Origin of the sequence: Paenibacillus sp. FSL R5-0713 (assembly GCF_037973325.1) — a bacterium.
In the GTDB taxonomy this organism is placed as follows: Bacteria; Bacillota; Bacilli; order Paenibacillales; family Paenibacillaceae; genus Paenibacillus.
The window spans coordinates 6,191,668-6,206,801 of the sequence record NZ_CP150229.1 but is presented as its reverse complement, the minus strand read 5'-3'; the positions used below and the strand labels follow the sequence as shown (position 1 = coordinate 6,206,801).

Genomic DNA, 15,134 nt, shown 5'->3' with positions numbered 1-15,134 from the left:
CACCATTCAGAATAGTGTAGAGGGTACGATCCGTGTCTTCGCGGGAAACCGGCTTCCGCCGATGAAGCTGGAGTGAAATTACCTTTATGATGACAAAAAGAAACAATATGGCGAGGCATCCGTATGTAACCATAATCCGTTCCCTTCTATGGCTTGGTGAACAAGCGCTGTTATATTGCAGTTTGCTGGCAATAACTATATCATATTTCCATAGTTGGTACTTTTGTGCCAGTTCAAGGCATGAAATCGTCGATTTTTGTCAGTCATTACAAAACTGTAACTCAAGATAGGGGTGCTTTTCAGAATTTATTAGTAGACTGTTAAGATTTCCTTAAGGCTTGACGCCTATAATAAACTATTCCCATTTTAATCTCAAACGTGAAGGAGTACACCCAATGCTGCGGACACGCAAAATACGCTGGCTGAGCGGAACGATGGTTCTGCTGGCCATTCTAACGCTACTGCTACCTCAGGCGTTGCTGCCACACGCTGCAGCGGCTCAGGCACAGACGAGCGGAATCGATGCGGTACTTGTAGCCGATGTAAGTAATTCAATGAATACAAGTGACCGTGACAAGATCAGTAATGAAGCCATGAAAATGTTTATTGATATGCTGCCCGTCCAAGGGGACAAGGTAGGGATTGTCGCTTATACCGATCAGGTGGAGCGGGAAAAGGCAATGCTTACGATTCAGTCCGATGCGGACAAGAGCAGCCTGAAGGACTTTATTGATCAGCTCGGCCGGGGGCCATACACCGATGTCTCAGTTGGTGTCGCCGAAGCCATGAACATACTGAATCATGGTGCAGACCCATCTCACTCGCCAATGATCGTGCTGCTGGCGGATGGCAACAATGACTTTAACAAAACCAAAGGCCGTACACAGGCACAATCCGACGCTGATCTGGCGAAATCCGTGAAGGAAGCACAGGATCAAGGTATCCCGGTGTATACAATAGGACTGAACGCAGATGGCAAGTTGAACAAGGATGCACTCGCAGACCTCGCGAAGCAGACCGGAGGCAAGTCATTCATTACCGATACGCCGGATGATCTGCCACAGATTCTGAGTGAGATCTTCGCCGATCATGCCAAACTCAATGTGGTGAAGCTGCCCTCTGTGACAGGAAACGGCAGTTATCAGGAAGTTACCGTGAACGTGCCAAATGACAGTGTACTGGAAGCAAACATCTCGATTATGTCCTCGAAGCCGGTGGAAGTGCAATTGATGGACCCTTCCGGACAAGCCGTGGACCTGAACTCGGATGCAGCCAAGCTCTCGACATCGAAGAGTTATTCGCTCGTGAAGCTGTTGAAACCCCAAGAGGGAGACTGGAAACTTCGGGTAAAAGGGGCTCCGAAAGACAGCATCGATATCAACCTGCTGTTCAACTATGATCTTCAGCTCGTTGTGGACCCGATTAAGACCAAGTCCTATACCAAAGGGGACAAGGTTGATCTTGCTGCCAAACTGGAGAATGGCGGTCAGGCACTTCAGGATAATGATCTGTATGCAGATATGAAGGCCACGCTGGTTGTGAAAGATGTCGATACAGGCAAAAGTGAAGAACAATCGCTGGACAATACAGGTTCTGGTTTTGCCGGAACATTTGAAGTACCGGACAATCATAACTACGAATTGGTCATCCGTGCGGAAGAAGACAGCTTCTACCGTGAAAGTGCGCCAATCACGATTAACGCAGGCGGAGCAACCGGAAGCGGTGCTCAACCGACCTCGCCAGGCGGTGAACAGGACAAGTCGTTCCCTTGGTTACCTGTCATTCTGGGTGTAGTAGCCCTGATTGTGGTCGGTGTGGGTGTCTGGTTCCTGATGGGTTGGCTGAAACGCAAAAACCGGGGCTTTGTCGGTCAGATGATTGTTGAGATTCGTGATGAGAACACGGGCGACAAGTCATATCCACAATATAAAAAGCTGGTATCCTTCCGGGGCCGATTCCATCTGCATCAATTGTTGCAACTGGACCCTGAGCTGAAGGAAACCGAAAAATATGTATTTACGCCCAGCAATGGCGATCGAATTATCATTCGTAACACCGCAGGCGGTACGTTGGAGAAATCCGGTCGTGCAGTCGATGCAAGCTCAGGCGTTGAACTGAAGAACGGTGACCGACTGAGCATCCCGCTGCAACAGGCGGACAAGACCATTTTAATTGAGTATCTGGTGTAAGTTAATTGTTTGGTTTAAAAGGAATGCAAATTTAAGTTGGATATAATTGTTTACACGAGAACGGAGAGGACAGAGAAAACCTGAAGAAGCGAAGCGTTCGCCTAAAAGCTTTCTGAAAGAAAGCTGCATCGGAAGCATACGCTTATCCTCAGATTTTTCCCTTTAGAAAAGGGAACCAAAAAAATCTGAGGATAACAGCGATCGGAAGGTTACTCTGTCATCGGAGTGGCAAGTGTAATGAGTTTGTGCCCAACTGGTCTAACTAAAGGGAGGACATGGAATGAAACCGATTGTTAGAGAACATATTCAGCAACTGGATGTATCACTTGGCGGAGGCATTGTCAGTGAGAAGATCAGAGTTGATACCATTGATAACCCCATTCTGATTATTGGTCTGGGAGGAACGGGAATTGATGCACTGCTGCGACTGAAATATCAGATCAACCGTCGTTTCAAGCTGCCGCAGGACCCGGTATCCAAGAAAAAAATGGACAAGCCGGACAATGTGGAATTTTTGGCTTTTGAGACAAACGAACAGGATCGCGCCAAAAAGTATAAAGGAATAGGACTTGATCCGATCAATGAATTCGTCTTGCTGTCCAATGCCGAGATTGGCGGACTGCTACAGAACCGCAGCGTGCTGGAACCGTATATTACGGACTGGCTGTCTCCCGAACTGAGCATCACGGACGGCATGAATGGCGCTGCAGGTGTGCGTCAGGCTGGACGTCTACTCTTGTTCACCAAGATTAATCAGGTTGTTCAGGCCATCGACAAAAAGATCAAAACCTTATCCGTAGGCACCAACAAAAAACTGATGGTGTTCCTGCTGACAGGTCTGTCCGGCGGTACAGGCAGCGGCTGTTTTCTCGATATTTCCTATATCGTGCGCGGCATTATCGAACGGGATCACGGCTCTGCGGGGATTGACCGCGTGAATACGCTGGGCTACCTGTTCACGCCAGACGTGAACCTGTCCAACAAAAGCTTGAGCGAACACACACGCGAATACATTCGCAAGAACGGATATGCGGCACTCAAAGAGCTGGATTATTGGATGAACGTGGACAGCCGCGGTGAGCGGTTTACACAGAAGTACGGCAATATTTTAACCGTCAACTCACCACTGCCACCATTTAACCTGTGTCATCTGATCTCTGCGACGAATACCGAAGGCAAACTGCTGGAGAACGCCTACGATTACTGCATGAACGTCACGGCCGAGAACATTACCAACTTCATGGCAAGTGAGGAGAAGCAGTCAGGTGAGGAGTTCGCGATCCATGACTATATCAGCAACATTCGCACGAACATTGCACAGATGAACAAGGTGTACCCGGCCAACTATGATTACAACATCATTGGTGCCTCTTCGGCTGTACTGCCGATTGAAGAGATGACCACGTATCTGGCGTATCGCATGTTCGACAAAATGAATACCATGTTCTCCAAAGCGCCGAACCAGGAGGATACCGAGAAGTTTGCCCGCAAGCTGGGCATTGATCTCGAAAGTGTGGTCAAGTCCTTCGAAGCGCGCGTGCCAGAACCGCTGCCTGGTTATCAGAACAGCGAGCGCCTATCCTATGGCAATGTGGTGAAATCCCAGGTTGTGAATATGGACACCGAACTGGAGCAGAACTTCCTGGCACGTGCCCGTGAAGAATATATCAAGGCCAAGAAACAACTGCCGGGTGAGATTGCCGGTCAGTTTACCGAACAGATCCGTCGAATGTTTTTGCATCCTGAACAAGGTCCGTTCTATGTATCTCGTCTCATTTATACGGAAAAAGGGTTCTGTGTACTGAAGATGATTCAGTCGTATATCGAAACCCTGCGTGAGAATGCCTTCCGCATTCCGCGTGATATTGAAGCAGCTCAGGAGCAGTCCGAAGAGAAGCTGGGCGATGCGAAGAGCGCTTTTGTCTCCAAAGAGAAGAAAAAGAATGCTTATATTGAAGCAAAAATTCATGAGTACTGGCTTCACGCCGACGTGGAACGCAACGATCAGATGATCGAGTTCTATGAAGATCTGTATGAGTTGCTGAATCAGGAAAACAGCCGCATTTATAACGTATTTACCGAGACGCTGAACGCCCTTAGCTCGATATTCGCGAAGAATGGCGACCTGCTGACACGCGGCGAGGAACAATCCGATCACAAAGGCAACAAGACATACTACTGGAACGTCGTAAGTGTACCGGATATCGTCAGTGTGGTGGACGGGCTGTTGGATAAGCGTGATACAGATGATCTGATCCGCGACTTCTCTCGTGAATTGCTGGAAAACTCCAGCCAGTGGGTGAAAGAGAACGAGATTGATATCGTCAGCTCCATCTCCGACTTCCTGAGTGAGAAATTCGGTGATCTGATTACCCGTTCCATGGAAGATTTCCTCGTGATCAAATACGGTCAGGATGAGTCGGTCGAGAAATTCGTGGAACGTTTTATTGCCGGCAAGCTGGATGATGAGGCCGTTCCGGTGTTCAATCTGAGCAACAGTACAGGCAGTCTGCATTTCCCTTCATGGGGATTTGTATCCGTACCGGCACAGGCGCCAGGTATTCTGAAAGGGATTCGCAATTATCAGAACAATGCGGTAGGCAAATCTCATTTTACCGTGAAGGAAAGTGAAGTGCGTAACCGGATCTTCTGGCTGAATACCCGCAACGGGGTACCACTCTTTGTGTATACACCGCTCAAAGTATATGAGGAAAGTTATGAACGTACCATTTTGGACAAAGAAGGCATTGGTCGTCATTTGGTACAAACGGAGAAAAACAACTGGACCTATCTGCCATCTCCGATTCCAGAGAAATCATGGGGAGATGTGTACGAGAACGCCCGTGTGAAACAGTATAATGCCCGTGTGCGTAACGAATTCGAGCAGGCGCTCGGATACAACATTGTGACAGCCAAATCCATTGATGAGAATACAAGTAACCGGTATGCGATTGTGACAACAGAAGCTTTTGACTTGTCCGCCAAACTGGCAGCCTATGACATGCGTCTGACGTCCACCACGCCGAACCTCGGCGAAGTGAAGCGGGCCGTGATGGAGCTGAAACGTCTGCAATCCGAAGGGTTGCCACGTGTAGGAGTTAAGGATATTTTCGGCAGTATTAATGAAGATATGGCCAAAGAAAACCTGGTTCGCTCTCCGCAGCTGATCGCACGCGTTCGTGAGGAACTGGCGAAGATGAATGCCATCTCGGCCAAAGTTGCCGAACTCGAAGGCATTCTTGCCCAGTACCAGGACGAAGAGCAGTGGTACGATCGCTTCATCGAAGCACTCTATACAGACACCATCGTCAAAAAAGGTGCGCTCTACGTCTATGACCGTGACCCGGAAGAAGACGCTTGGGAACCGTTTGCGAACCTGATGAAGAGCCGTAACTTTGCCGAGTATGAAGTGTTTGGCAACTTCCGCGGTCTGGCGGAGAAGGATCGCAGTACATTGCTGCGCAAAGCCTCCCGCCGCGATAATGATCTGACGGCTTCAGAAGATATCACTCCATTGCTGACAAAGCTGGATGATCTGGCTGCGCTGTTCATGGAATCACGTGATCGTCTCGAATATGAGCGGGTAGAACTGGCTAACGGAGAAGACATCTATCAGTTCTACAGAACGATGTCGTCCAAGCTGAACGACATTCGTAGAAGGCTGAAGTAAGGGTGGCGGCCGGGATGGAGTTCAATTCGAACAATACCCTGAAGCGTGATCTGGAGAAGTATGCAGCGCAGTATGCAATAGAGCAGGAGCGTCAAGGCAGCCTGGGGGATGGACGCAGCAGTATCCATTACCCGGCTTTGTTCCTTTTCGTGGGTGATTCGGTTGCACCTGCCGTATCTGCTGTGCAGGAGATCAATCGGCTGAAATGGGATAACGGAGACGGTGTGGTCTACATTCAGATCGGGACAGACGATCAGGAAACGGGTTCGGGTGAAACGAGGAATGGTGGCTCGTCCGATGATGGCCAGGTGACTCGTCATCGCTTGCCTCTGTCCGCTGGGCAGACGGAGCGGCCGTCCAAAACGCGGCGTAAGGATGTACATCGCAGTTTCCACGAATCGGATCAGGCGCTCTTTGACCTGAATCGTACGCTTCGGCGGGTCAGTAACCGCATTGCCGAATATGGACGGCTGTACTCGTCATTTGATCGGATTTACGTTACGGTGGTAACCAGAGCCGATGATCCATTGAATGTATTGTTGCCAGAGCTCACCAAGCTGACGGAGATCATTTTGTCCCAAGCCTTCAAGTCGGTGCAGACAGACCTGCATGTATTGGTCAGCGAGATGGAACAGGTGGATTCCTTCGGGTATGCCAGCGCAGCAGGTCTTGCTTTTCTGCGTGAACTGGATTATATGCAATCTTTGGACTACACGTTCAGCGGTAATCTGCTGGTGACGGAGGATGGGATCTCCATTCCGGTTACACATCACGCGTCACCGTTGTATGATCTGGTATATCTGTTGTCTGACAAAAATGAGCGTGGAACCGGCGTTCCCGGTGGCTGGATTGAAAATGCCGAGATCATCTGCCGGATCTGCCTGTTGAAGAACAGGAAGCAGGATGCGAATCACTCGGGTACCGTTTCGAGCACGGGAGCGAACACGTACAACAATACATCCTTCAAAAACAATATTCGCACCACCTCTGATCAGCATGGTTATGCAAGTGCGGGTTTTGCCGAGATCAGGCGGCCAAACAAGCCGATAGCACTGGCGGTTTTATATCACATGTATCGGTACCTGCTCGCACGCATGCGGCAGGAGCCGGATTGGAGCATCAAGGACAAGCTTGCTTTCTTCGGACTGGACGCGGCCTCGGTGGAACGCAAAGTTGAAGGTCTGTTGCCGGGTGAAGATCTGGTTAGTGGCATGAGTGGCATCATGACGCATAACGTCAGTTTCTCCGATCTGAAGCCGCTCTCGCTTCGTGAAGCGGAGAGAGCGCTGTTCGGACAAGGCGCTGAAGCGTACTTCCGTGATAACGTCGTCCGGCTTGTTGAAGAGCGTGTGCGCGAGCGCAGTTCTGGCGGCTCTCTTCGCCGTCAGGCAGAACAATCCCGCGCGGAGCATCCAGAGGTTGGGTACTTCCAATGGGCAGCCTGGAGTGACAATGAGCCTGGCAGTGTACGTGAAGCGCTGCTCGGACTGATTCGGGATAAATCGATGCAGCTTGAATCGGCACGTGCACTGTTAGAGCAACGTCAGCAAGAGCGGGTGGAAGATCAGTCGTTCAAACGAGCGTTGTTCCGTGATAAACAGAATGTACGCAATCTGATTGACTGTATGCTGGAACGAGTGTACGTACCGAAGGTAGAATTGCTGCGACTGGAAAATGAATTACAACTGCTCCGCATCTACGATACGGAGATGGAAGAGCTTCACCAATTCAGTGGCCACGTCACAGCGGCACTTGAAGCGCTGGAACGTAGACTGCGAGAGACAGCTGCCCAAAGTATCGCCGCTGCGGATGAATACATCGGTCAGAACGTGATGGAGTACTACGGCAAAGTGACAGAAGAGCTAATCATCGACCTGGAAGCCAAGCGCGGACGGGATGTATGGTTCGAGGATCGTTACATGGGAGATATGAACCGGCTTGCGACAGAAGGCGATGACCGTCTGCTCAAACGTCTGATGGAGGTATGTCACTCGTTGCTGCTTACAGCCGAGCCGTTGCGGTTACCATTTGAAGAAGAGCTGTTGCAGCGGGCCAACGTTACGATTGCTTACGGAGATAAAGACGTATTGACCCGGGATGACCTGTTCCGCAGGTTGTACCACACGCTGGAGGATCAGGCGGTCGTTCGGGTACGGGTATTTGATTATACGCAGGAACATCGGTATGAAGAGAAGTATTTCTTTGGTGACCATCATAGTGCTTTCATGGACTACGCGGCACATGCCGAAGAGACATCACGCATCTACAAGCTGGGTGTGGTGTACGAAGAACGCAGCAGTGGTGTGGAGAAGCTGAATCTGATGGGCGGTTTCCATCTGGAGGATCTCATGGTGTATCGGAACGGCAAGGTATATTATGACTCGTACACGGAGAATGGCTATGAACTTCACCCCGCAGGTCTGGTGGAAAAGTTGTCCCCCATTCGTTAAGGCGTCTGGCTGTGTCATGACACCCTGCTACAATCTTGTATTAACTCAGCCTGCTTAAGGCTGGTATGGAAAGGATGCATGTGGACATGCAGCGAAAAATCAATCTTCTCCTGGTCCTGTTCAGCCTGATTGGCGGAGCAGTGGGCTTTGCGGCAGGAGAAATCATGCTGCGTCAATGGCTTGGAGAGATGCCACGTCTGTTGCTGATGGGCTTATACTTTGGCGTACTGGCGCTGAGCGTTGGATTGTTCTGTTTGATCGCAGAGATGATCTCACCCAAGCTGAATGGTGCTTCATGGAAGCTCCGATATCTGGGACTGTCGTGGAAATTGCTTGTTCCGGCAACACTCGCTCTGTTGTTTGTTGTTGGACTCGCGCTGCAATTGCTGTACCAGATCAATCCGGGCGGTGTGAAGCAAGTGAAGGACATCGTACTGATGATCGATAACTCGGGCAGCATGAGCGAGACAGATCCGGATAACGGACGCTTTGAAGCAGCCAAGACACTGATCAGTCAAATGGAGAGTGACAAACAGGTAGCTGTCATTACGTTTGATGACCAGCCACAGTTGTTACAGCCGTTTATTGCGCTGGATAGTGAAGCGGCTAAGAATGAGGTTTATGGCAAAATCGATGGCATTGTCACGACTTCAGGCGGTACCAATTTTGATGCCGTGCTGCGGGAAGGCATGGAACAGATTCAGGGCAAACAGGACCCGAAACGCGGTACGGTTGTCATCTTGTTATCCGATGGCTTCAGTGAAGCGGATACGGCCGATATTTTGTCCCAGTATACCAATGAACAGATTTCTATTAATACAGTCGGCCTAAGCCTTGTGGACCCATCGGGTACGGATCTGCTGCGTAATATTGCCCAGCAAACGTGTGGCATGTACTATGATGTACCGGATTCCGGCGGTCTGAATCTGGCATTCCAGCAGATCTACGATACGATTGATGAACGGACGCTGGTGACGGAGCGCACTGGTATGATGGAGCATAGCGTTTATCTGGCGATTTTCCGTGTAGCAGCAGTGTTACTGATTGGAGTAGCATTGGGTGTATCCCTTGGACTCGTATTCGATAACCGTCATCTCGCGCTCAGCTTTGGTATTGGTGGTGCGGTGTCGGGTCTACTAGCAGGGCTTCTGCTGGAATGGGGCCTCGACGGTTCGAACGTGGGGGATACCTTCGTACGACTTGGTGCGATGCTCATCTTATCTGGCGTATTGACCCTCTTCTCCTGGATTGTTCCGATCAAGGAGAACACGCCGCGGAAGAGTAGGGGACGCCGTGAAGCTGGCGGAGGAACTTCTTCAGCTGAAGGATTCGGTCAGAGAGCAAGAGATTCACGCAGCAAAGGATTCTAACGTCGGGAGGTCAATGGAAATGCGATTTACGGATGCTGACCCTTCGACACCCTTGATTCGAAAACTGACACTTGCGGTGGACGAAGGGCGTTGTACACTTCGCTGGCTCTGGCCGGAACGGGTTGAAGCTGTGTATGTGGAACGGCTGGAGCTGGATATGATGAGCGATGATCGTACTGGGGAAGAGTCTGCACAGGGCAAGCTGAAGCTGTACACAAGAGAGGAATATAAGGCGAGCAACGGTTACACGGATCGGATCACGGGTTTTGGTGCCATCAAGTACACGGTGTATGTGTGTCAGATGCAGGAAGATGGGCCTGTGCTGATCCGTCAACGAGATGAATACAATATGGTGGTTGCAAGCGCTGGGAAGGCGGACATCCGCTTCTCCATTCGCTACAAGAGCGGTTTTTTTCAGAAACGAAAAAGTGTATTGATCACCGTCACAGCGGAGGTGCCTGTTCCGAAGGAAGCCCTCTGTTATGTTCGCAAGCAGGGCGGGGTGCCGCTGAATAAGGAAGATGGTACGGTGTATCCTTTTGTGAGTGATTTTGCTCCCGGAAGAAATGAGATGCCGCCCGTTGAAGTCGCCAAGGATGATTATGTGCGATTATTCTTCACGGACGGACCGAAATATGGAGCCGCCTATCGGCTTATATCAGACTAGATCGTTGGACTAGCGATTGGAAGATTAATCTGTCATCGTAGTGCGATTGTAAATCATCTTAGTCTGACTGATTAGGGGAGGGGAGTGGCTATGAGCTTTTTTAGTCGGTTTTTGAAGAGACAACAGCCGGAGGAACGCCCGCTGTTTTACGATATTGTCTGTCCTTATTGTTTCAGCAAGTTTTCACCGGAAGAGGTGGTGTTCCGCGCCGCCCATCATCGCGATGATGATGAGGACTACGCACTCGGGGAAGATGCAAAGTTGAATCGGTATCGCGAACGATTCGGACTCGACACGGTATTTGATATGGAGGCCGTATTGGCTCCGCATGATGTACCGGAGGAACATCGGATTTATTCCGATAATATCGTGATGGGTCTGAACGATCGGTACGGTGTCGTTACACGTCGCCGTTTGTGCCCGCAATGTCATAACGAGCTACCTGTTACGGCAGGTAAAGCACCCAGCAATATCATTTCCATTATCGGTGCATCCCAGGTGGGGAAATCCGTCTACATGACTTCATTAATTCATACATTGCAGCATTATACAGCGGATCATTTTGACGCGGCTTGCATGCCTCTGAATGCGGAGATCAGCCGCCGGTTCCGTGCGGATTATGAAGAACCGTTGTTCGAACGGGGCGATCTGCTCGATTCCACACAGAAGGAGAAGCTGCAGGAGCCGTTTATCTTCCAATTTGTATTCAAGGACGAAGATAAGGCACCGCTGACCCTGGTGTTCTTTGACGTTGCGGGTGAAGGTATGGTGGAGCAGGATTATCTCGGACTTCACGGGCAGCACATCAAAAACTCGGCAGGTATCCTGTTTATGGTGGACCCGCTTCAGATTCGTTCGATTCGGGACAAAATCCGCATTAATCTCGGCAACGAGCCGGGTGAGTGGACACCGCGATACGATGAGCCGCGCGACGTGGTGCTCACGATGTTTGGAGATTTTATCGCGTATCAGGACAAAGCCAAGACGAATATTCCAACAGCCGTGGTGCTCACAAAAAGCGACATGCTGCATTCCCTCAAGGATGAAGAGGGGGATTATATCAAATCTAACAGTAACGTCTTTCGCAACATGGTGCACCGCGATTATTTCGACTTAACTGAGTTCGAGAATATCGACGGAGAGATCCGCCGTTTTATCGAGAAGGTGGATCGTCCGTTCAAGGGCACGATGGATGTGTACTTCAAGGATACAGCCTATTTCGCCGTATCTGCGCTGGGCAGCAATCCGGTGGAGATGAAATTGCAGGGTGTGGTTAGCCCGATCCGCGTGGATGAACCCTTCCTGTGGCTGTTGTACAAGCTGAAGTACATTGAGGGGAGAGTGGGATGATGCGTTCTTCCGTAACCCCGCCCATTGAACAACAGTTGTATACCCGAGAGCGCCGCGGGGTGTTTCGCACAACAGAGGGGTTTGATACGATTGCGGCATCGCCGGGACTGGACCCTTCTTTTATCAAAAAAGTGCTTCACCCCTACTGTGTCTATGACGCTCCGGCGGAGCTAATAGGCCGTAGTGAGAAGGACGAGACAAAGTTTCCGGCTTCCATTCACCTGCTTCATCTAGAAAGTGGAGAGACGATCCTTGGGCAAAATGTATACCAGTCTGCGGATTTCACGGGGCTGCGCAGTGCCTTTTTTGCTCATAACTACGTCTTGTCTCCCGAGCGCTCGGAAGAGCAGATGAAGCAAGGCGGCTGGCTGGATGCCATGTTCGCCACGTCCTATGACATCGAACAAGGTACAGTACTGCCTACGCTTGCTGAATTGCCTACATCACTTGGAAGTGGACAGGGCGCGGCAAGAGATGCAGCTGCTGGACAAGAAGGATGGGCTCAGCCTGGTGCCAGTCTGAGTGCAGATTCATCGCCACACCAGATACTGAACGCCTTGAAGATGAACGAAGTGCTGTTCAAGCGACTGCTTTACGCGGTAATGCAGTCTGTAGCGACACGCAGAAAAGTATACATTGCACTGGACCTTCCCGCAGAAGAAGTGACCGCAGGGGCCAAAGGATTGCTGCGTTTGCTGTACACAGCGTTACCATACGCATTCCGGCGGCAGTTGGGATTCATGACGTTTGCCAAGGAGCCGCAGGCCAAGAAGGGCATCCATATCCAATTTGTAGAGCGGGGGACGTTACGTCCGAAAGACCGAAATACGGAGAAGGACTTCACCTTTGATATGGTATCCGGCAGAGTGACGCATGCGGATGCATCTGTGGCGAAGTTACCTTATGCGGAATTCGCCTGGGCCTTATTGCAGGAACCCGGTGCTGCGGATGCATTCTACACATTTGCAGACGAGATGTTGTCTGGCATGGAACCTGGACGGGAGCTTTCCATCGAAGCCTATGGCGAACTCGCGGTGTTCTATGGTCTTGAACAAGGCAGGGAAGATCTGTACTTGGATAACAAAAGTCATGTTCTGAGTGGTTTGTTGACCTATCTGAAGCCGGAAGGTGGAACACGGCAGCGTTCCCGTCTGAACGAGCTGTTCCTGACCTTGCTCAGCCGGGAACTGGACAGCGTGAAGCGTGAGAACGTACCCGAAGAAGCGGTTGCTGCTCGCATTGGAGAATACTTCCGTGTTGCCGCGCCTGTGGTGCAATCCTGGATAGTGGACTATTTCATATACGGTGTCAATAATGCCCGAGCCCAGAAGCGTATGCGTGCGGTGCAGGAATTGTATGCTGTGTTGGATCGGGATACCCAGCTGAATCGGGCTTTCTTCGATAAAGTGCTGGCCAATGAATCGCTCACCAAGTTATTGTTCGATCCTTATCTGGACAATCAGCTGAAACGCACCGAATCGGCAGGGAATGTCGTGGAAGTGATCCGAAGATGGGTTACAGCTCATCCATCTGCGATTCATTACAGCTACTTGCTGGAGCGGACAACCAGTGAGCTGCGTGAACGGTTATGTTCTGCACCGAGTCCGGTGCAATCCGCGAATGAAGCACTCCAGCGCGTTAGCATACTGGATCAGGTACCAGCTGAAGGTATGTATGATAAAGGTATTACGGCACGGATTGGTCAGTCTGAATCTACAGCCCGCCCTAATCGAAAAGGAGCACCTCTGTCTGTCAGTCAAGATCCGGCATATCAGGAGGAGTTAACCCGCCTGGCAGACAAGCTTGCTTATGTCATTAACCTGTTTATGATTCAGGATCTGGATCTGGAACGGGTTAACCGTGAGCAGCTACTCAGCATTGATATATTGCAACATGGCAATGAGGTTCGGGATTGGGCAGCACGTCAGGGCGCTGATGTATCTGCTCGAACGAACATGATGCTGGCTGCGAGAGCGTGGCTTAGTGGCGAGGGAAATGAAGATGAGGCATTGGAGGCACTTTCCCTTCCGGAACGCAATGATCTTCAACGCTGGACACGTCGCTGGCTTGCTGTGGAGCTCCAGGCTCATCCGGGGATCGCGGCCTATGAAGCGTTGCCGATGGCTTTTTATCGGGGCGGAAGCGGTAGCAACCGACTGGATTATCCTGGCCTGATTGAGTTCGTCCGCACCAATGCAAGTCGGGTTGAAGGGCTGTATCCATTTTTCGAATGGTCAGGAGATCAACGTATGTTTGTTCGGGGTTCCAATACGCATAAAGGATATGCGGATGCCCTTGTGGCCTATTTTAAGGCCCATGACCGTGAAGCTTTCAAGTCGAAGTCGGCTTTTAAACCGTATTATGCGAGAGCGAACAAGGCAATGAAGCCGGTCTATGACCGTGCCAAGACAGAATTGTCATCCACATTGATGAGGATGCTAACAGGCAAAAGGAAGAATCTGTTCGGATTGCTCCTCTTGATCCTGGTTCTGGGTATTGCTGGCGGTACATATGCATGGATGAAAGATTCTGTAGAGCCGCCAGCGGCATCTCCTCCATCTAACCAGGAGCCTGCCATACCGGCTGAGCCCGAGGTACAGCTCGCGGAGCAGATTGCTTATATAATTCCTCCCAGTGAACAGGAGGGTACCCAATCACCTGCTCAACTGGTGATCCGTTTCAGAAACGATACGGAAAGCACTGAGTTTGAGCAAGGCAAACTCCAATTGACAATGAAAGATGGCAGTACCCAGGAGCTGGATACCTCAGGCAAGTGGGAGAGCTTTAATCGGAATGAAGAGCCGGATAACCAAGAGCCTTCTGATGGTAGTTCAGGAAGTACTTCCGAAGGAAGCACGGATGGGTCGTCAGCGGGAACCGCTGGGAACAACGAGCAGGCGGAGGATGGCGATCAGCAGGCGGACCCATCAACATCGGGTGATAACACTTCAGATCCTGCTAATGATACAACAACGGATACAGGGACGAATGCATCGTCTAATGCTGCGAGTGGAGGCACGGATCAAGGCACCGATGTAGATCAAGCTACTACAGGTTCGACATCACCTGACACATCCGTATCCAATGAAGAGAATGCGACCAATCCTGCACAGATGTCTATTGGAGATGCAGATCGTCTCTATCCGTATGGATTGCAGATTGATCTTCCAGCAGATCTTGATGCTGAGAGTATTGCCAGTGTGCAGAGTACGCTGGGCGGGATGACCGTCATCCAATTGATGCCGCAGCCGAAGCTGTAAGTTATTTTATTTGGCCCTGTTGCATAGATTCATTGAGTACCTTTTGATCAAATATTGAAATATGCTGACTTCATATCTTATTAAACGTGTATGTGGGATGACCTTGAACTTTAGATTTCAAGGTCATCTTTTTTTGATTCACACCCCAGATGCAGCAATCGCACGACAAAAAATTGAT

General features: G+C 50.4%; 7 protein-coding genes. All 7 read left to right on the top strand.

What is annotated here, in order from left to right; translation table 11 throughout:
• Positions 1–395: 395 nt before the first annotated feature.
• The 7 genes from MKZ12_RS27620 to MKZ12_RS27590 all read left to right on the top strand — a co-directional run bounded on the left by MKZ12_RS27620 (position 396) and on the right by MKZ12_RS27590 (position 14,956).
• Complete coding sequence (locus tag MKZ12_RS27620; protein ID WP_339257756.1) at positions 396–2,189, top strand: vWA domain-containing protein; 1,794 nt, start codon at positions 396–398, stop codon at positions 2,187–2,189.
• A gap of 280 nt (positions 2,190–2,469) precedes the next feature.
• On the top strand, positions 2,470–5,859 hold the full coding sequence (locus MKZ12_RS27615; RefSeq protein WP_339257755.1) for a tubulin-like doman-containing protein: 3,390 nt from the start codon (positions 2,470–2,472) through the stop codon (positions 5,857–5,859).
• 14 nt (positions 5,860–5,873) lie between these two features.
• The gene (locus MKZ12_RS27610; RefSeq protein WP_339257754.1) at positions 5,874–8,309 is read left to right on the top strand and encodes a transcription initiation factor TFIID; all 2,436 of its coding nucleotides are present in this window, start codon (positions 5,874–5,876) and stop codon (positions 8,307–8,309) included.
• 86 nt (positions 8,310–8,395) lie between these two features.
• Positions 8,396–9,679, top strand: coding sequence for a vWA domain-containing protein (locus MKZ12_RS27605; protein ID WP_339257753.1), 1,284 nt, complete (start codon positions 8,396–8,398; stop codon positions 9,677–9,679).
• Between the two features lie 19 nt (positions 9,680–9,698).
• A complete protein-coding gene (locus MKZ12_RS27600; RefSeq protein ID WP_339257752.1) occupies positions 9,699–10,346 on the top strand; it encodes a beta-mannanase in 648 nt (215 codons plus the stop codon).
• 90 nt (positions 10,347–10,436) lie between these two features.
• Entirely contained in the window at positions 10,437–11,696 is a 1,260-nt protein-coding gene (locus tag MKZ12_RS27595; RefSeq protein ID WP_339257751.1) for a hypothetical protein, read from the top strand.
• Positions 11,693–14,956 carry a hypothetical protein gene (locus tag MKZ12_RS27590; RefSeq protein ID WP_339257750.1) on the top strand — a complete coding sequence of 1,088 codons (3,264 nt, stop codon included), beginning with the start codon at positions 11,693–11,695 and terminating at the stop codon, positions 14,954–14,956. Before MKZ12_RS27595 ends, MKZ12_RS27590 begins: the two co-directional genes overlap by 4 nt.
• Positions 14,957–15,134 lie beyond the last annotated feature (178 nt).

Coding starts and splice junctions, on each gene's coding strand:
- MKZ12_RS27620 (WP_339257756.1), top strand. CDS start 396: ATGCTGCGGACACGCAAAATACGCTGGCTGAGCGGAACGATGGTTCTG.
- MKZ12_RS27615 (WP_339257755.1), top strand. CDS start 2,470: ATGAAACCGATTGTTAGAGAACATATTCAGCAACTGGATGTATCACTT.
- MKZ12_RS27610 (WP_339257754.1), top strand. CDS start 5,874: ATGGAGTTCAATTCGAACAATACCCTGAAGCGTGATCTGGAGAAGTAT.
- MKZ12_RS27605 (WP_339257753.1), top strand. CDS start 8,396: ATGCAGCGAAAAATCAATCTTCTCCTGGTCCTGTTCAGCCTGATTGGC.
- MKZ12_RS27600 (WP_339257752.1), top strand. CDS start 9,699: ATGCGATTTACGGATGCTGACCCTTCGACACCCTTGATTCGAAAACTG.
- MKZ12_RS27595 (WP_339257751.1), top strand. CDS start 10,437: ATGAGCTTTTTTAGTCGGTTTTTGAAGAGACAACAGCCGGAGGAACGC.
- MKZ12_RS27590 (WP_339257750.1), top strand. CDS start 11,693: ATGATGCGTTCTTCCGTAACCCCGCCCATTGAACAACAGTTGTATACC.